This window comes from Nonomuraea ceibae (assembly GCF_019396325.1).
GTDB lineage: Bacteria > Actinomycetota > Actinomycetes > Streptosporangiales > Streptosporangiaceae > Nonomuraea > Nonomuraea ceibae.
The window spans coordinates 1-26,264 of record NZ_JAHKRO010000038.1; the positions used below are offsets into that span (position 1 = coordinate 1).

Genomic DNA, 26,264 nt, shown 5'->3' on the forward strand with positions numbered 1-26,264 from the left:
CCTGGAACGCGGCGAACCCCACCGGGTTCGCCGCGGTCCTGGCCGCCGACGAGCGGGGCGAGCTGCTGGCCGCCGGGGAGGCCGTCCTCGACGGGGCGCGGCTGGCCGACCGGTTCGTCCCGGCCTCGCTCGGCGGCGCCTTCGTCGACGTGAACGGCCTCGTCCAGGAGATGCGGGCGGTCTTCAGGCGCGATCCCACGCTGGGCATCGGCTACGGGGTGACGAGCTTCATCGCCGCGGTCCCGGTGTGGACGGCGGGCGACGCCGCCCAGCGCGCGTGGCTGGCCGGGCGGCTGCTCGGCGGCGACCGGGCGGCGGCGGCGTTCACCGAGCTGGCCCACGGCGCCGACTTCTCGCGCATGTCGATGCGCGCCGAGGCGCACGGCGACAGCCTGGTGATGACCGGGACCAAGCAGCTCATCAACAACATCGGCCGGGCCCGCGCCGTCACCGTGTTCGCCCGCACCCGCGACGATCCCGGCAGCCGCAGCCACTCCATGCTGCTGGTCGACCTGGCCGGCACCCGCGACTACCGCATCCTGCCCCGCCACCACACGTCCGGGCTGCGCGCCACCCCGCTGGCCGGGGTGGCGTTCGACGGCAGCCGGGTGCCCGCGGACGCGCTGCTCGGCGAGCCCGGCACCGGCCTGGAGACCGCGCTGCGCGCCTTCCAGGTGACGCGGATCGCGCTGCCCGCCATCGCGCTCGGCGCCCTGGACACCCAGCTCCGGCTGGCGTTGAGCTTCGCGGGGGAGCGGGTGCTCTACGGCCGGCCGGTGGCCGACATCCCGGTCACCCGCGACTGCCTGGTGGGCGTCTTCGCCGACCTCCTGGTGTGCGACGCGTTCGGCGCGGTGGCCGGGCGCGCCCTGCACCTGCTGCCCGAGCAGACCAGCGTGCTCGCGGCGGCCTGCAAGTACGTGGTGTGCGCCCTGCTCGACTCGGCCTCCTACGACCTCTTCACGATCCTCGGCGCGCGCTCGTACCTGCGGGAGGGCCCCTACGGGATCTTCCAGAAGTATCACCGGGATCTCGCCGTGGCCGCGCTGGCCCATTCGAGCAGCGCCGCCTGCCTGGCGACGATCATCCCGCAGCTGCCCCGGCTGGCGCGGCGGAGCTGGCTGCGCGCCGACGCCGGGCCGGACGAGCTGTTCGACCTCGGCTCCGCGCTGCCCGAGCTCGACTTCGACAGGCTGGCGCCGGACGCGCGGGGCCGCGACAGCCTGACCGCCGCGCTGTCGCGGATCGAGGACGCCGAGCTGCGGGCGTTCTTCCTCGACCGGCTGGCCGAGCTGCGCACGCGCTGCGAGGAGCTGCCGCCGGGCGAGCGGACCGTGACGGCCTCGGCGGACACGTTCGCGCTGGCCGAGCAGTACGCGTTCACGCTGGCCGCCGCCGCGTGCGCGGGGGTGACGGCGGCGCGGGCCGGCGACTTCGGCGCCGCCTGGCAGCGGGTCGCCCTGCGCCGGATCGCCGCCCGCCTCGGGGCGCCCGCCCGGCCGGCGGGCGAGGCGGGCGAGGTGATGTTCGCCGAGCTGCTGGCCCGGCACGAGGACTCGCGCACCTTCGACGTGATCCCCCGGCGGCTGGCCAGGCACGGACGCCGGTGACGACCCGAGACGAGCTTCGTGATGAAAGGTGATGGGGTGCTGCACTTTCGCATACTCGGCCCGATAACGGTGAGCGGGGCGTCGGGGCCGGTCGAACTCAGCGCCACCAAGATCCGTACGCTGCTGGCGATCCTCCTGCTGTCGCGCTCGCGCATCGTGTCGGACTCCTGGATCGCGGAGATGCTGTGGGGGGAGGAGCTGCCCACCACCTCCGAGGCGCAGATCCAGATCTACGTCTCGCGGCTGCGGCAGAAGCTCGGCGTCTCCATCACCCGGCAGCGGCCCGGCTACCTCATGGAGGCCGACCCGGACGCGGTGGACCTGCTCGTCTTCGAGAAGCTCACCCGGCAGGGCAGGCACCTGCTGGAGAAGGGAGCGGCGGGCGAGGCGGCGCGCGTGCTGGGCGAGGCGCTGGCACTCTGGCGCGGCCCTGCGCTGTCCGGCGCCACCGACCTGCTCACCGCCGTGGAGCGGCCCCGCCTGGAGGAGGCCAAACTCGCCACCCTGGAGGACCGCGTCGACGCCGACCTGCTCCTGGGCCGGCACAGCGGCCTGGTGTCCGAGCTGACCGGGCTGGTGTCCAGGCACCCGTGGCGCGAGCGCCTGCGCGGCCAGCTCATGCTGGCCCTGCACCGCTCGGGCCGGCAGGCCGACGCGATCAACGTCTACGAGGACCTGCGCGGCCTGCTCGCCGACGACCTGTCCACCGAGCCCGGCCAGGAGCTGCGCGAGCTGTACGGCAAGGTGCTCGTCGGCGACCCGGCGCTCGACACGGCCGGGGAGCGCGCGACGGTCACCACGCGCCTGCGCCCCGGCCAGCTCCCGCCCGACGTGGGCGACTTCACCGGCAGGTCCGCGGAGTCCGCCGAGCTCAGCGCCTCGCTCGGCAGCAAGGGCGGCCAGGGCGTCACGGTGGGCTCGGTCGTCGGCGGCATGGCCGGGGTGGGCAAGACCGCGCTGGCCGTCCACGTCGCCTACCAGGTCCTCGACCGCTACCCGGACGGCCAGCTCTTCGTCGACCTCGGCGGGCTGCGGGCCCGCCCGGTGTCGCCGTTCGACGCGCTCGGCGAGATGCTGCTGTCGCTCGGCGTGGACGCCTCGGCGGTGCCGGCCTCGTTCGAGGAGCGCGTCCGCCTCTACCGGAGCCGGATGATCCACCAGCGGATCATGGTGGTGCTCGACGACGCGGCCGGTGAGCAGCAGGTCCGCCCGCTGCTGCCGCCGGGCCCGAGGAGCGCCGTCCTGGTGACCGGCCGGGCGCGGCTGGTGCTCGCCGGGATGCCGGCACTGGACCTGGACGTGCCGGCCGAGCGGCACGCCGTCGACCTGCTCGGCCGGATCATCGGCGCCGGCCGCGTCCAGGCGGAGCCGGAGGAGGCCGCGCGCATCGCCGCGTTCTGCGGCCGGCTGCCGCTGGGCGTCCGCCTGGCCGGCATGCGCCTGGTGGCCAAGCCGCACTGGTCGCTGGGCCAGCTCGCCCAGCGGCTGGCCGACCCTCGGCAGCGGCTGGCGGAGCTGGGCGCCGCCGATGCCACGCTCCGGGACCGGCTGGGCCGCAGCTACCTGGCGCTGGCGCCGGACACCCAGCGGGCCCTGCGGCTGCTCGTGCTGCTCGACGTGCCCGCCTTCACGCTGTGGATGGCGGCCGTCGTCCTCGACACCAAGGTCACCCGGGCCCGCGACCTGGTCGAGCAGCTGCTGGACGCGCGGCTGCTGGAGAGCGTGCCCGGCACGCACGGGATGTCCGCGCAGTACCGCTTCCACCCGCTGGTCCGCGCGCTCGCGCTGGACTTCGCCGTGCGGGAGGACTCCTCGCTGGACCGCCAGGCGGCCCTGGCCCGGATGACGGCCGCCTCCATCCAGATGGACGGCATCGGCTTCCGCGAGATCGCCCCGGCCCAGTGATCAAGAAAGACCAGTAAATCGGGAGACATCCGTATAGGGCGGATATGGCGGAGGCGTCGAGACTCCTCGCGACGACCACGCCGGCGCACCGGCGCCGCGCAGCGAGGAGTTCCCCATGACCGAGCAGCGAACCGCCGCCCCGTTCCTCGTCGTGCTCAACGACGAGGAACAGCATTCGATCTGGTGGGCCGACCGGGCTCTCCCGGCCGGCTGGAGACCCGAAGGGTTCACCGGGACCCGCGAGGAATGCCTCGCCCACATCGGGCGCGTGTGGACCGACATGCGCCCCGCGAGCCTGCGCCGCGGTACGGGCGCCCCCGTATAGGGCCCGTATAGGCGCTGATCCAAGGCTCGTTCTCTGATGGCCGACCACCTGTCTAGGGAGCAACGGGGATGAGCAACGAGCCAGTCTCGAATTCCGCTCGTGAGGAGCTGATCCGCCGGAGCCTTGAAGCCCGGCGAGCGCGCCGGGGATCACCCGCCGCGGGCATACCCCTGACCGATCGCAACGCGCGCCTTCCGCTGTCGTTCGGCCAGCAGCAGCTCTGGTTCCTCAACCGGCTGGAGACCAGCAACCCGGAGTACCTCGTCCCCGTCGCGTGGCGGCTGCGCGGGCCGCTCGACGTGGCCGCCCTGGTGGAGGCGTGGCGGGAGGTGCTCGCCCGGCACGAGATCCTGCGCACCCGCTACCGCATGGCCGGGACCGAGCCCGTCCAGGTCGTCGACGCCCCCGGCGACCTGCGGCTGACGTCGCTGGACCTGTCCGCCCGCGAGGACCGGGACGCCGCCGTCGCGGAGCTCAGCGAGCGGGAGGCGCTGGTCCCGTTCGACCTGGAGCACGAGTGGCCGGTCCGGGCCACGCTGGCCCGGCTGGCCGACGACGACCACGCGCTGATCGTCGTCCTGCACCACATCGCCTGCGACGCCTGGTCGCTGGCCGTCCTGACCGCCGAGCTCGGCGAGCTGTACGCGGCCCGCCACGAGGGACGCCCGCCGACGCTGGCCCCGCTGGCCGTCCAGTACGCCGACTACGCGGCCTGGGAACGCGCCCAGGACGCCGAGCACCAGCGGCACCTCCGCTACTGGCGGCAGCGCCTGGACGGCATGGAGCCGCTCGACCTGCCCGCCGACCGGCCCCGGCCGAGTCACCGCGACCCCGCCGGGGACGTCCTCGGCTTCGAGATCCCCGGCGACCTGGCCGCCCGGCTCCGCGACCTGGCCCGCGACCGCGGCACCACGCTGTTCACCGTCCTGCTGACCGCCTTCCACGTGCTGCTCTCGCGCTACACCGGCAAGACCGACATTCCCGTGGGCACGATGGTCTCCGGCCGCTCCCGCCCCGAGCTGCGCGAGCTGATCGGCTACGGCATCAACAGCCTCGTCCTGCGCGCCCGCTGGGACGACGACGCCGCCTTCCAGGACCTGCTCGCCGACGCCCACGGCATGGTCGCCGACGCCTTCGACCACCAGGGCATCCCGTTCGCCCTCCTGGTGGACGAGCTGCAGCCGCAGCGCGACATGTCCAGGACCCCGCTGTTCCAGGTCGCCTTCACCCTGCAGCAGGGCGAGCGGGCCGGGCTGCGGCTGCCCGGCCTCACGGTCGCGCCGATCCCCGGCTCCTCCCGCTTCTCCCGCTTCGACCTGACCCTCCTGGTGGACGAGAGCGAGCACGACAGGCTGCCGGCCAAGCTGGAGTACGCGACCGCCCTGTTCGACCGGGACACCATGACGCGCATGGCCGGCAACTACGTCCGGCTCCTCCGGGCCGTCGCCGCCGACCCCGCCGCGCGGGCGGCCACGCTCGACTTCATCGGCGCCGAGGAGCGCGCGCTGCAGATCGGCGCCGCCGAGCAGCCGGTCATCGACGGCCGCGTCCACGAGCTGTTCGAACGGCAGGCCGCCCGCACCCCCGGCGCGACCGCCGTGGTGTTCGGGCAGACCCGGCTCACCTACGCCCAGCTCAACGCCGAGGCCAACCGGCTGGCCCGCCACCTGCGCACCCTGGGCGCCGGGCCCGGCTCGCTGGTCGGCGTGTGCCTGGACAACGACCTCGCCCTCGTCCCCGCCCTGCTCGCGGTCCTCAAGTGCGGCGCCGCCTACCTGCCGCTGGACCCCGCCCAGCCGGCCGACCGGCTCGGCTTCATGGTCACCGACGCGGCGGCCCCCGTGCTCGTCACCTCGACCGCCCGCGCCCGTACCGTCGCCGGGTTCTACGAGGGCACGATCGTGGACGTCGACCGGGACCGCGAGCTCATCGCCGGCCACTCCGGCGACGACCTCGCCGTCCCCGGCACGGCCGACGACCTGATCTACGTCATCTACACCTCCGGCTCGACCGGGCGGCCCAAGGGCGTGTGCCTGTCCCACGCCAACGTGGTCCGGCTGCTGCGGAGCGCCGAGCGGCACTACCGCTTCTCCGCGGCCGACGTGTGGCCCCTGTGCCACTCCTACGCCTTCGACGTGTCCGTGTGGGAGCTGTGGGGCTCCCTGCTGTACGGCGGCACCCTCGTCGTGCCGCCCCGCGAGGTGACCCGTTCCCCCGAGGACCTGCTCGCCCTGCTGGCCGAGCACGGGGTGACGGTGCTGAACCAGACGCCGTCGGCCTTCCGCGGCCTGGTCGGCCTCGCCCGGCAGGGCCACCCGGGCCTCGACCGGCTGAGGCTGCGCGCGGTCGTGTTCGCCGGGGAGAAGCTGGAGATCTCCGAGCTGGAGCCGTGGGTCGCCAGGTTCGGCCTGCGCGGCCCCGTCCTGGTCAACATGTACGGCATCACCGAGACGACCGTGCACACCACCTACCACGAGGTGAACGAGGCCGACCTGCGGCCGGGCGCCGGCAACGCCGTGGGCCGCCCGCTCGCCGACCTGCGCGTCCACCTGCTGGACCAGTGGGGGAACCTGGTGCCGATCGGCGTCCCCGGCGAGATCCACGTCGGCGGGCCCGGCGTCGCCCGCGCCTACCTCAACCGGCCGGCGCTCACCGCCGAGAAGTTCGTCCCCGACCCCTTCGGCGCGCACCCGGGCGCCCGCATGTACCGCAGCGGCGACCTGGCCCGCAGGCTCCCCGACGGCAGCCTCGAATTCCTCGGCCGCATCGACCACCAGGTCAAGCTGCGCGGCTACCGCATCGAGCTGGGCGAGATCGAGTCCGTGCTCACCCGGCACCCCGGCATCAGCGAGGCCGTCGTCCTGCTCAGGGAGAGCGGCTCCGCCGGGGACAAGCAGCTCGTCGGCTACCTGATCAGCGACGGCGGCGACGTCCCGCCTCCGGCGGAGCTGCGCGAGTTCCTCGCCCGCGACCTGCCCGAGTACATGGTCCCCTCGGCCTTCGTCGTGCTGGACCGCTTCCCGCTGACCAACAACGGCAAGCTCGACCGCGCCGCCCTGCCCGCGCCCGGCCGCGCCGAGCTGGGCACCCGGGGCGACTACCTGGCCCCGCGCGACAGCGTGGAGGAGCGGATCGCCGCCATCTGGAGCGACGTGCTCGGCGTGGACAAGGTCGGCGTGCACGACGGGTTCTTCGACATCGGCGGCGACTCGATCCGCGCGGTGGCGCTCGCGGGCGCGCTGCGCGAGGCCGGGTTCGACGTCGGCGTCAGCGACCTGTTCGAGCACCGCAGCGTCGCCGCGCTGGCCGCCGCCGTCGGCGCGCCCCAGGACGACGCGCCCGAACAGGGGTACGTGCGGCCGTTCGAGCTGATCTCGCCGGCGGACCGGGCCAAGGTCCCCGCCGGGGTCGCCGACGCGTACCCGCTCTCCCGGGTGCAGGCCGGGATGGTCGCCGAGATGATGGCCGACCAGGAGCTGCGCGTCTACCACAACGCCACGTCGTTCCGGATCCGCGACGGGGCGCCGTTCTCCCCCGAGGCGTTCCGTGAGGCGGCCGCGATCCTCGTCGCCCGCCACGAGGCGCTGCGCACGGCCATCGACATGACCACGTACAGCGTGCCGATGCAGCTCGTCCACCGGGAGGCGGAGATGTCCGTCACCACGGCGGACCTCGGCGACCTCGACGACGCCGGCATCGAGCGGGCGATGCGCGCCTACGTCGAGGCCGAGCGGGCCCGCCCGTTCGAGGACCTGGGCCGGCCGTGCCTGATCCGGCTGGCCGCCCACACCTGCGCGGACGGCTCGTGGTGGCTGTCGGTCACCGAGCACCACGCGGTGATGGAGGGCTGGAGCCACCACTCGATGCTGATGGACCTGCTGGGCTGCTACCGGCGGCTGCGCGACGGCGCCGAGCCGGAGCCGTGGGAGGCCCCCCGGCTGCGTTACGCCGACTTCATCGCCGCCGAGCTGCGCTCGCTGGAGTCGGAGGAGAGCCGGGGCTACTGGCGCGACATCGTCCGCGGCCACCCGAAGTTCGCCGTGACGCCCGGAACGGGCGAGGCCGAGCGGAGCAGCCACACGGCCGTCGTCTCCTTCCTCGACCTGGAGCCCGGGCTGCGCGCGCTGGCGGACGCCGCCGGCGCCCCGATGAAGAGCGTGCTGCTGGCCGCGCACCTCAAGGTGCTCAGCCAGCTCACCGAGGAGGAGTCGTTCCTGGCGGGCGTGGTGTTCCACGGCAGGCCCGAGGTGACCGGCGCGGAGCACGTGTACGGCATGTACCTCAACACGCTGCCGTTCGCCCACGAGACCGGCGCCCGGACCTGGCGGGACCTCGTCGAGCGGACCTTCGCCGGCGAGCGCACGATGTGGCGGCACCGCCAGTTCCCGATGCCCGCGATCCAGGAGCTGGCCGGTGGCGGGCGGCTGCTGGACACCATGTTCGTCTACCTGGACTTCCACCAGGTCGACACCGGGCTGGTGGACTACCTGGCCAGCATCGACGACAGCCCGACGGAGTTCCCGCTCGGCGTGGCGGTGCGCGTCGGGCACATCGGGATCAGCGTCGACACCAGCGTCATCAGCAGGGCCGACGCCGACCGGCTGACCCAGATGTACCGCAAGGTGCTCGCCGCGATGGCGGCGGACCCCGGCGGCGACGCCGTCGCCACGTTCCTGCCCGACGGCGACGAGGCGCTGATGGCCGCCTTCAGCGGCGACGAGCAGATCACCGCGCCGGCCGCGCGGGTGCACGAGCTGTTCGAGCGGCAGGCCGCGCGCACCCCGGACGCCGTCGCCGTCGTGTCCGGCGGCACCGAGCTGACCTACGCCGAGCTCGACCGGCGCGCCAACCGCTGCGCCCACCGCCTCATCGAGCTGGGAGCCGGGCCGGAGACGCTGGTCGGCGTGTGCCTCGACCGGGGCCCCGACCTCGTGCCCACCCTGCTCGGCGTGCTCAAGTCCGGCGCCGCGTACCTGCCGCTGGACCCGCAGCAGCCGCACGAGCGGGTGAACTACATCCTGGCCGACTCCGGCGCGCCGATCGTGGTCACCGACGAGGGCCGCGCCGCGGACCTGCGCGGCGCGCTCGTCCTCGGCGACGTGTCGGGCTACCCCGGCACCGCCCCGGCCGCGCCGGGATCGGCCGGCGACCTGTGCTACGTCATCTACACCTCGGGCTCGACCGGACGGCCGAAGGGCACCGGCGTCACCCACGCCAACGTCACGAGCCTGTTCGAGGCCACCGCGCGGCACTTCGACTTCGGCCTCGGCGACGTGTGGACCCTGTTCCACTCCTACGCCTTCGACTTCTCCGTCTGGGAGCTGTGGGGCGCGCTCTTCCACGGCGGCACGGTCGTCGTGCCGTCCCTCGAACAGGTGCGCTCCCCGGACGACTTCGTCGACCTGCTGGTCCGCCACCGGGTGAGCGTGCTGAACCAGACGCCGTCGGCGTTCCGCTCGCTCGTCGCCCTGGCCAGGGACGGCGACCCCCGGCTGGACCGGCTGGCCCTGCGCTACGTGGTGTTCGGCGGCGAGAAGCTGGAGATCGCCGAGCTGCGGCCGTGGACGTCCCGGTTCGGGCTGTCCCGTCCGGCCCTGGTGAACATGTACGGCATCACCGAGACGACCGTGCACACCACGTTCCACCGGATCACCGAGGCCGACCTGGAGCCGGGCGCGGGCAACCCGATCGGCAGGCCGCTGGCCGACGGCCGGGTCCACCTGCTCGACCGGCACGGCGCCCCGGTCCCGGTCGGCACGCCCGGCGAGATCCACATCAGCGGCCTGGGCGTGGCGCGCGGCTACCTCGGCAACCCCGCGCTGACCGCGCAGCGGTTCGTGCCGGACCCGTTCGGCGACGGCGGCGTGCTCTACCGCAGCGGCGACCTGGGTCGGTGGCGCCCCGACGGCACCCTGGAGTTCCTCGGCCGCGCCGACGACCAGGTCAAGCTGCGCGGCTACCGGATCGAGCTGGGCGAGATCTCCTCGGCCCTGGCCGCGCACCCGGCGGTCGCGGAGGCGGCGACCGTCCTGGAGGGCGGCGCCGACCCGAGGCTCGTGTCGTACGTGGTGGCCGCCCCGGAGACGGACGTCGCCGAGCTGCGCGGGTTCGTGTCCGGGCGGCTGCCCGGCTACATGGTCCCGTCGGTGATCATGGTGATCGACCGGCTGCCCGTGACGGCCAACGGGAAGCTGGACCGCCGGGCGCTGCCCGCGCCGGAGGCGGCCGCCCCGGTCGTCAGCCGCGCGCCGCGCACGCCCCGCGAACAGGTGCTGTGCGACCTGTTCGCCGAGGTCCTGGGCGTCGAGCGGGTGGGCGTCGACGACGGCTTCTTCGACGCGGGCGGCAACTCGCTGTCGGCCGTCCGCCTGGTGTCCAGGGTGCGCGCCGTGCTCGGCGTGGAGCTGCCCATCCGGCTGGTCTTCGAGGCGCCGACGGTCGCCGCGCTGGCCGGGCACCTGGCCGAGGCGTCCGGGCGCGTCCAGCCGCCGCTGCGGCCCGTGGCCAGGCCCGACGTGCTGCCGCTGTCGTTCGCGCAGCGCAGGCTGTGGTTCCTCAACCGCATGGAGGGCCCGAACGCGACCTACAACATCCCCGCCGCGCTGCGGCTGACCGGGCCGCTGGACGCCGGCGCGCTGCGGCAGGCGTTCGCGGACGTGCTGGCCAGGCAGGAGAGCCTGCGCACGGTGTTCCCGGAGGTGGACGGGGTGCCGCGCCAGGAGATCGTGCCGGACGCCGCGATCGACCTGCCGTGCGCCGACGTCGAGCCCGGGCGGCTCCGCGCGGTGCTGACCGAGGCGGCCGCAGAGGGCTTCGACCTGGCCACCGAGCTGCCCGTCCGCGCGCGGCTGTTCCGGCTGTCGGCCGAGGAGAACGTGCTGCTCATCGTCGTGCACCACATCGCGGGCGACGCCCTGTCGATGGGCCCGCTCGCCCGCGACCTGGCGGCGGCCTACTCCGCCCGCGTGCGCGGCACGGCCCCCGGATGGGAGCCGCTGCCCGTCCAGTACGCCGACTACGCCCTGTGGCAGCGGGAGGTGCTCGACTCGGCCGACGAGCTGGTCGCGTACTGGTCGAAGACGCTGGCCGGGCTGCCCGACGAGATCGCGCTGCCCGCCGACCGGCAGCGCCCCGCCGTGTCGTCGCACCGGGGCGCGTCCGCCGAGCTGCGCGTCGACGCCGACACCCACCGGGCGCTGGCCGCCGTCGCGGCCGAGCACCGGGTCACCCTCTTCATGGCGCTGCAGGCAGGGCTGGCCGCGCTGCTCACCCGCCTGGGCGCCGGCACCGACATCCCGATCGGCTCCCCGGTCGCCGGCCGCACCGACCAGGCGCTCTCCGACCTGGTGGGGTTCTTCGTGAACACGCTGGTGCTGCGCAACGACACCTCGGGCAACCCGTCGTTCCGCGAGCTGCTGGCGCGGGTCAGGGAGACCGACCTCGGCGCCTTCGCCCACCAGGACCTGCCCTTCGAACGGCTGGTCGACCTGGTCGCGCCGGAGCGGTCGGCGGGCCGCCACCCGCTGTTCCAGGTGATGCTCAGCCTCGCGCCGGACGAGCACGCCACACTCGACCTGCCCGGCCTCGACGTCGCCCCGGTGCCGTTCGAGGAGGGCGTGGCCAAGTTCGACCTGCTCGTCCAGCTCACCGAGCACCGCACCGCCACCGGCGACCCGGCCGGCCTGAGCGGCGAGCTGAACTACGCCACCGACCTGTTCGACGCGGCCACCGCGCGGCGGCTGGCCACGCTGCTGGGCCGGCTCCTCACCGCCGTCGCCGCCGATCCCGACCGGCCGCTCGGCCACACCGCGCTGCTCACGGACGGCGAGCTGGATCAGGTCCTGGTCCGCTGGAACGACACCGCCCGGCCCGGGATCGCGCGGACGCTGCCCGAGCTGTTCGAGGCCGCCGCCGCCCGCACCCCCGGCGCGCCGGCGCTGGTCCTCGGCGACACCGAGCTGACCTACGCGCAGCTCGACGCCCGCGCCAACGGGCTGGCCAAGGCGCTGATCGAGCGCGGCGCGGGCGCCGAACGGCTGATCGCCGTGCTCGCCCCCGCCTCCGTCGAGCTGGTGGTGGCGCTCCTCGCCGTCGCCAAGTCCGGATCCGCGTACGTCCCGATCGACCCGGACCACCCGGACGCGCGGATCGCCCAGGTGCTGGCCGCCGCCGAGCCCGCGTTCGTGCTGGCCGCGCCCGGCCTGGCCGCCCGCGTCCCGGACGGCCACGCCGTCGTGCCGATCGAGGACGTCCCCGCCACGGCGGACAGCCCGCGCCCGCCGATCGCGCTGGACCAGCCCGCCTACGTCATCTACACCTCGGGCTCCACCGGCACGCCCAAGGGCGTCGTGGTCACCCACCGCGGGCTGGCGTCCCTGGCCGCCGACAACATCGAGCGGTACGGGATCACCGGCACGTCGCGGGTGCTGCAGTTCGCCTCCTTCGGGTTCGACGCCTCCGTCGCCAACATGCTGATGGCGTGGGCGGCGGGCGCCGCGCTCGTCCTGCGCCCGCTGGACTGCCTGGGCGGCGACCGGCTCGCCGAGCTGATCGACGGCGCCGGCGTGACCCACGCGGTGCTGCCGCCCCAGGTCCTGGCGACCCTGCCCGAGCGCCCGTACCCGAGCTGGGAGACCGTGGTCACGGCGGGGGAGGCGTGCTCCGCCGAGGTGGTCGCCCGCTGGGCCCCCGGGCGCCGCATGTTCAACGCCTACGGCCCCACCGAGTTCACCGTGGCCGCGCTGGTCGCCGCCGCGCCGCCCGGCGCCGCCCCGCCGATCGGCACGCCGCTGCTCAACGCGCACGTGTACGTGCTGGACGAGCACTTCCAGCCGATGCCCGTGGGCGTGCCCGGCGAGCTGTACCTGGCGGGCGACGGGCTGGCGCGCGGCTACCTGCACCGGCCGGACCTGACCGCCGACCGGTTCGTGCCCTGCCCGTTCGGCGCGCCCGGCGAGCGGATGTACCGCACCGGCGACGTCGTCCGGTGGCGCGAGGACGGGCAGGTGGAGTTCCTCGGCCGCGCCGACGAGCAGGTCAAGATCCGCGGCTTCCGGATCGAGCCCGGCGAGGTCGAGGCGGTGCTGAACGAGCGCGCCGACGTCACCACCAGCGTCGTCGTGGCGCGCGAGGACCAGCCGGGCGTCAAGCGCCTGGTCGCCTACGTCGTCCCGGCGGGGGAGGCGGCGAGCCCGGACGAGCTGCGCGCCCACCTGGCCGCCCTGCTGCCGGACTACCTCGTCCCGTCGGCGGTCATGCACCTCGACGCGATCCCGCTGACGCCCAACGGCAAGCTCGACCGCCGGGCGCTGCCCGAGCCGTGGTCGCGGAACCTGGCCGCGCACCGCGCCCCCCGCACCCCGCAGGAGGAGCTGCTGTGCGGCCTGGTCGCCGACGTGCTCGGCCTGGAGCGGGTCGGCCTCGACGACGGGTTCTTCGAGCTCGGCGGCGACAGCATCATGACGATCCAGCTCGCGGCGCGGGCGCACCGGGCGGGCTGGCAGCTGACGCCCCGGGACGTCTTCACCCACCGGACGATGGAGGCGCTGGCCGCAGCCATGCGCCCCGCTCCGGCCGGGGTCACCGAGGACCCCGCGGAGGCCGTCGGCGACGTGCCGCTCACGCCCATCATCGCCTGGCTGGCCGAGCGGCACGGCTCGATCGACGCCCACCACCAGTCGGCGTTCCTGCCCACGCCCCCGGGCGCCCGCCTGGACCTGGTCACCCAGGGGCTCCAGGCGCTGCTCGACCACCACGACGCCCTGCGGATGCGGCTGTCGCGGACCGGCGGGCAGTGGCGGCTCACGGTGCCGGAGAAGGGCGCCCTCGACGCCGCGACCTGCGTACGCCGGGTGGACGCGACCGGCCTCGACGCGACCGGGCTCGACGGCGGCGGGCTGGACGGGGGCGGGCTCGACGCGGCCGCGCTCGCCCGGCACGGGCACGCGGCCGTGGCCGGCCTGGACGTGGACGCGGGCGTGATGGTGCGCGCCGTCTGGTTCGACCACGGCCCGGACCGCGAGGGCCGGCTGCTGCTGGTGCTGCACCACCTGGTCGTCGACGGCGTCTCCTGGCGGATCCTGCTGCCCGACCTGCACGCCGCCTGGACGGCGCTGGCCGCCGGCGAGCCGGTCGAGCTGGACCCGGTGCCGTCCTCGTTCCGCCGGTGGGCGCGGCGCCTGCGCGAGCTGGCCGGCGACCCGGCCAGGGAGGCGCAGCTCCCGTTCTGGACCGACGTGCTCGCCACGCCGGACCCCCTCCTCGGCAGCCGCCCGCTCGACCCGGTGCGCGACACCTCCGACCGGACGGCCGACGTGCGCGTGACCCTGCCCGCCGAGGTGACGGAACCGCTGCTGACCAGCGTGCCCGCGGCCTTCCACGGGCGCGTCAACGACGTCCTGCTCACCGGGCTCGGGCTCGCCGTCTCGCAGTGGCGGTCCCGGCGCGCGGCGGCCCTGGCGGCACCGACCGCCGTCCTGCTGGACCTGGAAGGGCACGGCCGCGAGGACATCGCCGGCGACGTCGACCTGTCGCGCACGGTCGGCTGGTTCACCAGCCTCTTCCCCGTGGCCGTCGACCCCGGCCCGGCCGACTGGGCGGCCGTCCGCGCCGGCGAGCCGGCCGTCGGCCTGGCCATGAAGCGGGTCAAGGAGCAGCTCCGCGCCGTCCCCGAGAACGGCATCGGCTTCGGGATGCTGCGCCACCTCAACCCCGGCACCGCGCCCCGGCTGGCCGGGCTGCCGGTGCCGCAGATCGGCTTCAACTACCTCGGCCGGATCCAGCGCGCCGGCGAGGAGGCGCCGCCCGCGGCCCCCCGCCCGCGACTGGCCGTGGGGCACCCGCTGGAGATCAACGCCGTCACGTACGACCTGCCCGCCGGCCCGCGGCTGGAGGCCACGTGGACCTTCCCGGCGGACCTGATCGACAGGAAGGACGTGGAAGAACTCGCCGAGCTGTGGACCGAGGCCCTGCGGGGCCTGGTCACGCACGTGCGGCGGGGTGACGCGGGCGGCCACACCCCGTCCGACCTGCCGCTGCTCGAACTGAGCCAGGAAGAAATTGACGATCTTGCCACCGAATGGGACAACGAATGAGAGTCCGCTCATGAAGCGCCGAGGTCTGGCCGATTACCTGCCCCTGTCGCCGCTCCAGGAGGGAATGCTGTTCCATTCCCTCTACGACCACGACGCCGTCGACGTCTACATGCCGCAGACGGTCCTGGAGTTCCACGGCGAGCTCGACATCGAGGCGCTGCGCGTCGCCGTCCGCGCCCTGCTGGAACGCCACGTCAACCTGAAGGCCTGCTTCCGCACCCGCAAGAACCGGGGCGCGCCGGTGCAGTTGATCCCCGTCGACGTGGAGGTGCCGCTGCGCCGGATCGAGCTGGCCGACCTGCCCGAGGCCGACCGGGACGCCGAGCTGGAACGGCTGCTCCTGGCCGACCAGGCCGAGCGGTTCGACCTGGCGAAGCCGCCGCTGCTGCGGATCATGGTGATCCGCTGCGCCGAGGGCAGGACGCTGCTGGTGCTCACGCACCACCACATCCTGATGGACGGCTGGTCGGCGCCGCCGCTGTTCAGGGACCTGCTCACCCTCTACCGGCAGCACGGCGACCCGGCCGGGCTGCCGCCGGTGACCCCGTACAAGACCTACCTGGAGTGGCTGGCGCGGCAGGACGCCGACGCGGGGCGGCAGGCGTGGACGCGGGAGCTCCAGGGCCTGGACGAGCCGACGCTCGTCGTGCCCGAGCTCGGCGACCACATCCCGGGGCTGCCCGGCACGGTCACGGCCACGCTGAGCGCCGAGCTCACCGACGGCCTCACCCGGCAGGCGCGCCGGGCCGGGCTCACGGTCAACACCGTGGTCCAGGGCATCTGGGGGCTGGCCCTGGCCCGGCTGCTCGGCCGCGACGACGTGGTGTTCGGCGCGACCGTGTCCGGCAGGCCGCCGGAGATCGCGGGCGTCGAGGACATGGTGGGCCTGTTCATCAACACGGTGCCCGTCCGGCTGCGGATCACGCCGGGCGACTCGCTCGCCGACGTGTGCGGCCGGCTCCAGCGCACCCAGGCCGAGCTGCTGCCCCACCACCACCTCGGCCTGGTCGAGATCCAGAGGCTGGCCGGCGGCGGGACGCTGTTCGACACGCTGATGGTGTTCGAGAACTACCCGCCGGCGACCGACGCCGACCGCGACATGGGCGCGATGGTGAGCGTCGTGGGCACGGCGGGCACCGACGCCACCCACTACCCGCTGTCTCTCGCCGTGGCCCCCGGCACCGGCCTGGAGCTGCGGCTGGACTACCAGACCGACCTGTTCGAGCGGGAGTTCGCCGAGCGGGTCCTCGGCTGGCTGGTGCGGCTGGCGGAGTCGTTCGCCGACGACCCGGTCCGCCCGGTGTCCGGCGTGGACGTCCTGCACCCCGCCGAGCGCGAGCGGGTGCTGGTCACCAACAACGCCACCGCGCACGAGGTGCCGCGCGCCACCCTGCCCGAGCTGTTCGAGGCCCAGGCCGCCCGCACGCCCGACGCGGTCGCGGTCGTGTCCGGCGGCGCCGCGCTCACGTACGCGGAGCTCGACGAGCGCGCCGGCCGTCTCGCGGCCGAGCTCGCCGCGCGGGGGGCCGGGCCGGAGCGCCTGGTCGGCGTGGCGCTGCCGCGCTCGCCGGACCTGATCGTGGCGATCCTGGCGGTCCTCAAGTCGGGCGCCGCCTACGTGCCCGTCGACCCCGACTACCCGGCCGCCCGCATCGCCTACCTCGTGCGGGACGCCGCGCCCGCCGTCGTCGTCTCGCGCTCGGACGTGCTCGGCGGCGGCGACCTGCCCGACGGGGTCGACACCCTGCTGATCGACGGCGACCGCGCCGCCGACCCGCCCGCCGTCCGGCTGCCCGCGCCGGACCCGGCGAACCCCGCGTACGTGATCTACACCTCCGGGTCCACCGGGACGCCCAAGGGCGTCGTGGTCACCCACGCGAACGTGGCGAACCTGTTCCACGACCACCTGGCCGGCCTGTACCGCCCGCTCGCGGGCGACGGGCGGTTCCGGGTGGCGCTGGCCGCGTCGATCTCCTTCGACGCCTCGGTCGCCGGGCTGCTGTGGATGCTGGCCGGGCACGAGCTGCACGTCCTGGACGACGACTGCCGCTACGACCCCGCCGCGTTCGTCGCCTACGCGCGGGCCAACCGGCTCGACCTGGTCGACGTGACGCCGTCGTTCGCCGAGCAGCTCGTCGCCGCCGGCCTGCTGGCCGAGGCGCCCCCGAAGGTGCTGGTCGTGGGCGGCGAGCCGATGAGCGAGCCGCTGCTCGACGCCCTCGCGGGCGCCACCGGGACCGCCGTCTACAACTGTTACGGGCCGACGGAGGCCACGGTCGACGCGCTCTACCACCGGATGGCCGGCGAGCGCGAGCAGGTCATCGGCAGGCCGCTGTGGAACGTGCGCGCCTACGTGCTCGACGCCCACGGCCTGCCCGTGCCGATCGGGGTCACCGGCGAGCTGCACCTCGCGGGCGCCGGGGTGGCCAGGGGCTACCTCAACCGTCCCGGGCTCACGGCCGAGCGCTTCGTGCCCTGCCCGTTCGGCGCGCCGGGGGAGCGGATGTACCGCACCGGCGACCTGGTCCGCTGGCGCGACGACGGCACCGTGGAGTACCTGGGCCGCGCCGACGAGCAGGTCAAGATCCGCGGCTTCCGCGTCGAGCTCGGCGAGGTCGAGAACGCCCTGGTCCAGCACCCCGGCGTGGCGCAGGCCGTCGCCGTCGCGCGGGCGGACCAGCTCGTCGCCTACGTCGTCCCCTCGGGCGGCGACGACGACGCGGCCGGCCGCCAGGTCGAGGAGTGGCTGAAGCTCCACGAGTCCATCGAGCACACCGACCTGGAGGAGACCCCGTTCGGCACCGACTTCGGCGGCTGGGACTCCAGCTACACGGGGGAGCCGATCCCGCTCGACCAGATGGAGAGCTGGCGCGCCGCCGTGATCGCGCGCATCGCCGAGTACCGGCCCCGGCGCGTCCTGGAGATCGGCGTCGGCACCGGCCTGCTGCTGGCCAAGCTCGTGGACGACGTGGAGACCTACTGGGGCACCGACCTGTCGCCCTCCGCGATCGCGCTGCTCGGCGAGCACGTCAAGGCCCAGGGCCTGACCGACAAGGTACGGCTGCGCTCGCAGCCCGCCGACGTGACCGACGGGCTGCCTGCCGGGTTCTTCGACACCGTGATCCTCAACTCGGTCGTCCAGTACTTCCCCAACGGCGCCTACCTGAGGCAGGTGCTCAACCAGGCGATCGACCTGCTCGCCCCGGGCGGCAGGCTGTTCGTCGGCGACGTCCGCCGCGGCGAGACCCTCCGCGCGCTGCACACCGCGATCCAGTTCGGCAGGGAGAACAAGGCCGCCGACCAGGCCATGCTCGCCGGCGTCGAGCGGGCGATGCGGCTGGAGCGGGAGCTGGTGATCGACCCCGAGTTCTTCACCACCCTGGCCGAGGAGAACGGCAGCGTCGGCGCCGTCGACATCCGGCTCAAGCGCGGCGCCGACCACAACGAGCTGACCCGGCACCGCTACGAGGTCGTGCTGCACAAGACGCCCGTCCCCGGCCGGTCCGTGGAGGCGGTGCCCGAGCTCGTCTGGGGCAGGGACGTGCACGGCCTCGGCGACCTGGACGGGCGCCTCGGCCGGCCGGTCCGCGTGACCGGCATCCCGAACGCGCGCCTGGTCAACGAGGTCGCCGCGGCGCAGGCGCTCACGCAGGGCGTGTCGCCGGAGCTGGTGCGGGCGCAGCTGACCGCCCCCATCCCGGCCGCCGACCCCGAGGCGCTGCACGCCTGGGCGGCGAGGACCGGCCACTCCGTCTACCTGACCTGGTCGCGCGGCCGGGCCGACGCCTTCGACGCGGTCTTCCTGCCGCACGCGGCGGCGCCCGCCGCGCTCGACGGCCTCTACCTGGCCCGGGCGGACAGGCCGTGGCCGGACACGGTCAACGACCCCGCAGGCGCGCGCCGCACCGGCGAGCTCGCCGTGTCGCTGCGGCGCTTCGCCGGCGAATGGCTGCCCGGCCACATGGTGCCCGCCGCGATCGTCGTGCTGGACGCCTTCCCGCTCACCGCCAACGGCAAGCTCGACCGGGCCGCGCTGCCCGCGCCCGACCTGTCCGGCCTGGTGTCGAGCGGCGAGCCGCGCAACGCCAGGGAGGAGACCCTCTGCCGGCTGTTCGCCGAGGTGCTGGGGCTGGACCGGGTCGGCGTCGACGACGGGTTCTTCGAGCTGGGCGGCAACTCGCTGCTCGCGATCCGGCTCGCCGCGCGGATCCGCTCGGTGCTGGGCCACGAGCTGCCGGTGCGCGTCGTGTTCGAGGCCCCGACCGCCGCTGCGCTCGCCCGGCGGCTGGGCTCCGACGCCAAGGACGCCGGGCTGGGGGTGCTGCTCCCGCTGCAGACCGGCGGGAGCCGGCCGCCGCTGTTCTGCGTGCACCCGGCGGGCGGCCTGGCCTGGCCCTACGCGCGGCTCATCGGGATGCTCGACGCGGACCAGCCCATCTACGGCATCCAGGCGCGCGGCATCGCCCAGCCGGACCTGAGCCCGCGCTCGATCGGCGAGATGGCCGCCGACTACGCCGAGCAGCTGCGCACCGTCGCCCCCGAAGGCCCCTACCGCCTGCTGGGCTGGTCGTGGGGCGGCCGGATCGCCCACGAGGTCGCCGTGCACCTGCGCAGGTTCGGCCACCAGGTCGACCTGCTGGCGATGCTCGACGCCTACCCCGACGAGGAGCCGGGCGAGGTGCCGACCGAGGCCGAGTTCATCGGCAACATCCTGCGCGAGACCGGCGTCGACACCAGCGCCCTGGACGGCCGCCCGCTGTCGTTCGCCCTGCTGCGCGAGGTCCTCAGCGACATCGAGTCCCCGCTTCAGGCGATCAAGGACAACGGCGCGCCGCTGACGGACCTCGACGAGCCGACGCTGCGCTCGCTCTACCGCGTCTACCGCAACGAGGAGGGCATCGGATCTCAGCCGCCGGACGCCGCCTTCGACGGCGACCTGCTGTTCTTCACGGCGGCTGAGGGCAAGCCGGTGGCATCGCCGGGCGAGCTGTGGCGGCCGTACGTCGCCGGGAGCATCAAGGAGTACGAGATTTCCTGCGCACACCACCAGATGGCCGATCCGGGCCCGCTGTCCGAGATCGCCGCCCTGCTGAAGGCCCACCTCGGGCAGGTGAACCGATGAGCGCCACCCAGTCCTCCGAGCCGGTCAAGGACCCGGTCGAGAGCCCCGTCGAGAACATCGTCCCGCTGGGCCGCAACCGGGACTTCATGCTCCTGTGGACCGGCGCCGGGTTCACCTCGCTCGGCGCCATGCTCACCATGACGGTCTACCCGCTGCTGGTGCTCTGGCAGACCGGGTCCACCGTGGCCACCGGCCTCATCGCGGCGGCGACCTCGCTGCCGCACCTGCTGGTCCAGGTGCCCGCGGGCGCGTTCGTCGACCGGTTCGACCGGCGGCGCCTGATGATCCTCTCGGACCTCGGGTGCGTGGTCACGGCCGCCAGCGTGCTCGTCGCCGTCCTCGCCGACGCGATCTGGCTGCCCCACCTGATCATCGCCGCGTTCGTCCAGGGCAGCCTCAGCATCTTCTACGAGCTGGCCGAGCGCTCCGCCGTGCGCAACCTGGTGCACGAGAGCCAGGTGCCGGTGGCGCTGAGCCGCAACGAGGCCCGGATGCAGGGCGTGAACATGCTGGCCAACCCGCTGGGCAGCTTCCTGTTCAGCCTGGTGCGCTGGACGCCGTTCCTGCTCACCGTGGTCATGCACGTGATCTCGCTGGTGCAGCTGCTGTTCATCCGCAAGAGCTTCCAGGCCGAGGGCGCGCCGCCGCCGCGCGGCAGGCTGTACGCGGAGATCCGCGAGGGCGTCCAGTGGGTGTGGGGGCAGCCGTTCCTGCGGGCTGCGATGACGCTCATCTCCGCCAGCAACATGATCTTCATGGGGATGACGCTGACGCTGTTCGCCGTCATCCATGACGGCGGCCACTCGCCCGCCATCGTCGGCCTCGTCGTCACCGCGGGCGGCATCGGCGGCGTGGCCGGCGCGATGACCGCCACCATGTGGCGCCAGCGGGTGACCATGCGCACGCTCGTCTGCGGCGGGCTGCTCGTCTGGGCGATCTGCATCGCGCCGCTCGCGGTGGTCACCGACCCGTGGCCGCTGGCCGCGGTGTTCGCGCTCAACGGGTACGTGTCCGGCGTGTTCAACGTCGCCGGCTCCGTCTACACCATGCAGGTGACGCCCGACCACCTGTTCGGCCGCGTGCTGAGCGTGATGATGACGCTCGGCTCCGGCGCGAACTTCCTCGGCAGCCTGATCGCGGGCGCCGCGCTGAGCTGGTGGGGCGTGACGAACTCGGTGCTCGGCATGACCGCGATGATGGGCCTGCTCGTCGTCGCCGCCGTGCTCAGCCCGTCGGTCCGCGACGTCGTCAACACACCGCACGGAGGGCGGCTGCCGAGCGGCGGCGCGTGACCGCGCCCGTGCGTGAAGTCCCTGGCCGGGCCCCCGGTCAGGGACTTCGTCACGTCCGGGCGGGGGCTGTACCTAGTACCACCCGGAAACGGCAACAGGCACTCCCGACAGCCGCTCTCCCCGCTGCCACAGTGAAGAGCATGCTTAGTCGGATCGGCAGTTTCTGTTACCGCCGCCGAGGATGGGTTCTCGCGGCCTGGATCCTGATCGTCGTCGTGGGAGGGACGTCCGTCGGCCCCCTGCTCCACACCGTCAGCTCGGCCAACTACATCAGGGGCCTGGAGGCCGACGAGGGCCAGCGCGCCCTCGTGGAGGGCCGTACGCACGGCCGCGAGTTCACCACCGTGGTCGCCGGGATGGACCGGGCGGCCCCCGAGCTCGCCCGCGCGCTCGCCGACGTGCGGGCCATCCCCGGCGTGCACGCGGTCGGCGAGCCGTACGCCGGCGACCGCGGGACCGGCGCGGCCGTGCAGGTCCAGCTCGTGAAGGCCGGCGACCAGGGCGTGCCGCTGCAGCAGGCGCAGGAGCGCCTCGGCGGCCTGGCCGAGGAGCGGCCCGGCGTGAGCGTCCGCTTCGGCGGGATCGACCTGATCTCCGACGACACGAACGCGATGGCGCAGCAGGACATGGCCAACGCGACCATGTACTCGCTGCCGATCACGCTGGTGGTGCTGGTCTTCGTGTTCGGCGGCCTGCTCGCCGCGAGCATCCCGGTGATCACGGCGGTGGCGACCATCGCCTCGTCGTTCGGGCTGATGCTGCTGGCGACCCGCGTCCTGCAGATCGACAACACCGTGCTCAGCGTCGTCGACCTGCTGGGGCTCGGCCTCTCGATCGACTACGGCCTGCTGCTGGTGGCCCGCTACCGGGAGGAGCTGGCGGCCGGGCACGACCGGCCGGAGGCCGTCCGCCGGGCGTGGGCGACCGCCGGGCGCACGGTGCTGTTCAGCGCCCTCACCGTCGCCGCCGCGCTGTCCAGCCTGCTGGTGATCCAGCAGCCCCGACTGCAGACGATGGGCGCCGCCGGCATCGCCTCGGCCCTGCTCGGCATGCTGGCCGCGGTCACCCTCGTCCCGGCGCTGCTCGGGCTGTTCGGCAAGCGGGTCAAGCCCGCACGGGTGCGGACCCGGCCGGACAACGGGGTGTTCGCCGGGATCGCCCGGGTCACCCACCGCGTGCCGGTGCTCGTCCTGGCCGGCGTGCTGCTCGTGCTGGCCGTCGCCGGGAGCACGCTGACCGGGCTCCAGATCAGGATGGCCGGCGCGGAGAGCGTCCCGCCCGGCACGCAGTCGCTCCAGGTCGAACGCGAGGTCTCCGCCCACTACGGCTTCACCAGCAACCCGCCGCTGCGCGTCGTCGCCGAGACCGGCCCCGCCGAGCTGGCCGCCTGGAGCGCCGCCTTCCGCGACGACCCCGGCATCGCCAGGATCGAGCCGCCCCGCGCCGAGGGCCCCGGCCTGTCGTCCGTCGGCATCCTCGTCCACGGAGACCCGCAGGGACCCGCCGCCGAACAGGTGCTGGACCGGCTGCGCGCCGACCGGCCGGACGGCGTCCGCTCGTGGGTGACCGGTGAGACCGCCGGCATGTTCGACCTGCTCGACCGGACCTCCCGCGACCTGCCGCTCGCCGTCGCCGTCGCCCTGCTCGCGATGCTCGTGCTGCTGTTCCTCATGACCGGCTCGGTCGTCGCCCCGCTGGTCGCGGTCGTGCTCAACATCGTGTCGCTCGCGGCCACGTACGGCATGCTCGTCCTGCTCTTCCAGCACGGCCTGCTGTCCGGCCCGCTCGACACCCTGCCCGTCTCCGGGCTGAGCGTCTACCTGCTGGTCACCGTGTTCGCGTTCGGGTTCGCCTTCGCCATGGACTACCACGTGTTCCTGCTGGCCCGGATCAAGGAGTACGCCGACCGCGGGCACGACACCAACACGTCCGTACGCCACGGCCTCCAGCACAGCGGACGGCTGATCACCCTGGCCGCCGCCGTCATGGGCATCGTCTTCGCCTGCTTCGGCGCCTCGAAGATCGGCGACATGGAACAGCTCGGCGTGGCCCTGCTCGTCGCGGTGATCGTCGACGCCACGCTCGTGCGCTGCCTCCTGCTGCCCGCCACCATGACCCTGCTCGGCCGCTGGAACTGGTGGGCGCCGGGCCGGATGCGCCGCGCGCACGAGCGCGTCGGGCTGCGCGAGCACGAGCGCGACCCCCTGGCCAGGGTGTGATCACCGCGGGCTTGTCCCGGGGGCGGGCGCATGATTGCCTACCAACGGATTCGGCCGCAACGGGTGGAGAACGGGGAGGGCTCGTGACCGTCGGGGGACGGGTGTTACGCGCGCCGTGGCAGGCCCGCACCTGGCTGGCCACGTTCCAGATCGCCGCGGGCAGCGCCGTCGGGATGCTGGCGTTCACCGTGCTCAGCGTCGTCGGCTCCGCCGTGGTGATGCTCACCCTCGTCGGCGTCCGCTGGCTCCCCCTGTCGGCCCTGCTGTGGTGCGGGCGGACGTGCACGCGCATGCACCGCTCCCGCTTCGCCGCCCTGCGCGGCGCGCCCATCCCGGCCGCCGTCCACCCGCCCCCCGAAGGCCAGGGCCTGCGCTCGCGCGTACGGGCCGAGCTCCAGCAGCCGGTGGTCCGCTCGCGCCTGGCCTACAGCCTGCTCAGCGGCCTGGTGCTCACGCTGGGCGCGGCCGTCTCGGTGACGCTCTGGACGGCCGGCCTGCTCGGCGCCACGATCATCGGCTACGCGTGGGCGCTGCCGGCCCGCAACGGCTTCGGCTGGGGCCTGCACGAGCCCGCCACGCTGCTGGCGCTCACGGCGGCCGGGCTGCTGTGCCTGTTCGGCGCCCCGTGGGTGGTGCGCGGCCTGGCCGCCTGGGACGCCGCCGTCGCCACCCGCCTGCTCACCTCCACCCACGTCGACCAGCTCGCCCGCCGCGTCGAGGTGCTGTCGGAGAACCAGATCCGCCTCCTCGACGCCGCCGACGCCGAACGCCGGCGCATCGAACGCGACCTGCACGACGGCACCCAGCAACGCCTGACCTCCCTGGCCATGAACCTGGGCATCGCCAGGGAGCTGCTCTCCGACCTCCCGCCGGACGCCCGCAAGCTGATCGCCGACGCGCACGAGGAGGCCAAGCAGGCCCTCACCGAGCTGCGCGGATTCGTCCGCGGGCTGCACCCTGCCGTCCTCGACGACCGCGGCCTCGACGCCGCGCTGTCCGGGATCGCGGCCAGGCTGCCGCTTCCCGTCCACCTCACCGTGGACGTGCGGCCACGACCCTCACGGACGATCGAGGCGGCGGCCTACTTCGTCGTCTCGGAGGCACTCACCAACGTCGCCAAGCACACGGAGGCCGACAACGTGCACATCGAGGTCAACCGGCGCGACGACCGGTTGCGCATCCGGATCGCCGACGACGGCGGCGGCGGCGCCAGCCTGGACAAGGGCTCCGGCCTGCGCGGGCTGCGCGACCGCGTCAGATCCGTCGGCGGCGAGCTGCGCATCGACAGCCCGGCCGGCGGGCCGACCGTGATCGATGTGGAGATGCCGTGCGTGTCGTGATCGCCGAGGACTCCGCGCTGCTGCGCGAGGGGCTGGTCCGGATGCTGGAGCTGGCCGGTATCCAGGTGGTCGCCACCGCCTCCGACTCCGACGGGCTGCTGGCCGCCGTCGAGGAACACCAGCCGGACCTGGCGCTGGTCGACGTGCGCATGCCGCCCACCCAGACCGACGAGGGCATGCGCGCCGCGCTGGTCGTCCGCGAGCGGTGGCCGCACGTCGCCGTGCTGGTGCTCTCGCAGTACGTGGAGGAGCAGTACGCCACCGAACTGCTCGTCGGGGAGTCCAGCGGCCTCGGCTACCTGCTCAAGGACCGCGTGGCGAACTTCCGCGAGTTCCTGGAAGCCGTGCGCCGGGTCGCCGCCGGCGGCACCGCGCTCGACCCCGAGGTGGTGTCGCAACTGCTCGTCCGCCGCAGGCCCGACAGCCTCTCCCGGCTGTCGGCCCGCGAGCGCGAGGTGCTGACCCTCATGGCTGAGGGCAAGTCGAACGCGGGCATCGCGATGGGCCTGGCGATCAGCGAGAGCGCCGTCGCCAAGCACATCAACGGCATCTTCACCAAGCTCGACCTGCCCACGACGGACACCGACCACCGAAGGGTGCTCGCCGTGCTGAAATACCTGAAGGCATGACCGCCTCACGCCGGGCCCGGGCGGGCTGGATCACGCTCGGCGCGGGGGCGGCGCTGCTCATCGCCGTGCTGATCGGCCTGACGCTGTGGTCCTGGCTGGCCAGGCAGAGCGAGACGCAGCGCCAGACCCACCAGCGCCCGGCCGCCCGCGTCACGGTGGACCTCAGGATCGGCGAGGTGCGCCTGCTCCCCGGCGAGGCCGGGCGGGTCGACGTCGAACGGCGGCTGACCTGGTCGGGCCCCCGGCCGGCGCTGACGGAGCGGTGGTCCGGCGACACGCTCGGCATCCAGGCGCGCTGCGACGAGGACCTGCTGATCGGGGCCTGCTGGGTCAGCTACACGATCCGGGTCCCGGCGGGGACCGCCGTGGAGGCGCGGACCGCCGAGGGCGACATCACGCTGCGCGACCTGACCGGGGAGCTGCGGCTGGCCACGGAGACCGGCGCGATCACGGGCACGGGGCTGCGGGCGGCCGACGTCGAGGTCAGCGCCCAGCTGGGCGACATCGCGCTGAGATTCGTCCGGCCGCCGGGCTCGGTGCGGGCGGATTCGCAGGCCGGGAACATCGACGTGGAGGTGCCCGAAAGTGACGGTTACGCGCTCGACATTCGCAGCGGCATCGGCGAGCCGGACGTCGGAGTACGCGCCACCGAAGGCGCGAAGAACAATATTTCGGTGCACAACAGTACGGGCGGGATACGGGTCGCGTATTTGGGGTCCTGACCAGCCG

At 74.2% G+C, this 26,264-nt stretch carries 10 protein-coding genes; all 10 read left to right on the forward strand.

Going from position 1 to position 26,264, the window contains the following annotated elements; translation table 11 throughout:
• Positions 1–1,610 (forward strand): acyl-CoA dehydrogenase family protein (locus KME80_RS23260; protein ID WP_219508233.1); only part of this gene is annotated, 1,610 nt, incomplete at its 5' end.
• 69 nt (positions 1,611–1,679) lie between these two features.
• A complete protein-coding gene (locus tag KME80_RS23265; RefSeq protein WP_219508234.1) occupies positions 1,680–3,515 on the forward strand; it encodes an AfsR/SARP family transcriptional regulator in 1,836 nt (611 codons plus the stop codon).
• A 115-nt stretch (positions 3,516–3,630) separates the two neighbouring features.
• On the forward strand, positions 3,631–3,840 hold the full coding sequence (locus KME80_RS23270) for an MbtH family protein (RefSeq protein ID WP_219508235.1): 210 nt from the start codon (positions 3,631–3,633) through the stop codon (positions 3,838–3,840).
• Between the two features lie 68 nt (positions 3,841–3,908).
• Positions 3,909–14,933 carry a non-ribosomal peptide synthetase gene (locus KME80_RS23275; protein WP_219508236.1) on the forward strand — a complete coding sequence of 3,675 codons (11,025 nt, stop codon included), beginning with the start codon at positions 3,909–3,911 and terminating at the stop codon, positions 14,931–14,933.
• 10 nt (positions 14,934–14,943) lie between these two features.
• A complete protein-coding gene (locus KME80_RS23280; RefSeq protein ID WP_219508237.1) occupies positions 14,944–20,055 on the forward strand; it encodes a non-ribosomal peptide synthetase in 5,112 nt (1,703 codons plus the stop codon).
• Positions 20,052–21,347: an MFS transporter gene (locus KME80_RS23285; protein ID WP_219508238.1), complete on the forward strand. Its 1,296-nt coding sequence runs from the start codon at positions 20,052–20,054 to the stop codon at positions 21,345–21,347. Before KME80_RS23280 ends, KME80_RS23285 begins: the two co-directional genes overlap by 4 nt.
• A gap of 140 nt (positions 21,348–21,487) precedes the next feature.
• Complete coding sequence (locus KME80_RS23290; RefSeq protein ID WP_219508239.1) at positions 21,488–23,566, forward strand: MMPL family transporter; 2,079 nt, start codon at positions 21,488–21,490, stop codon at positions 23,564–23,566.
• Between the two features lie 83 nt (positions 23,567–23,649).
• On the forward strand, positions 23,650–24,906 hold the full coding sequence (locus KME80_RS23295; protein ID WP_308125895.1) for a sensor histidine kinase: 1,257 nt from the start codon (positions 23,650–23,652) through the stop codon (positions 24,904–24,906).
• Entirely contained in the window at positions 24,894–25,535 is a 642-nt protein-coding gene (locus KME80_RS23300; protein WP_308125896.1) for a response regulator transcription factor, read from the forward strand. The genes KME80_RS23295 and KME80_RS23300 overlap by 13 nt, the downstream gene beginning before the upstream one ends.
• The gene (locus KME80_RS23305; RefSeq protein WP_219508240.1) at positions 25,532–26,257 is read left to right on the forward strand and encodes a DUF4097 family beta strand repeat-containing protein; all 726 of its coding nucleotides are present in this window, start codon (positions 25,532–25,534) and stop codon (positions 26,255–26,257) included. Before KME80_RS23300 ends, KME80_RS23305 begins: the two co-directional genes overlap by 4 nt.
• Positions 26,258–26,264 lie beyond the last annotated feature (7 nt).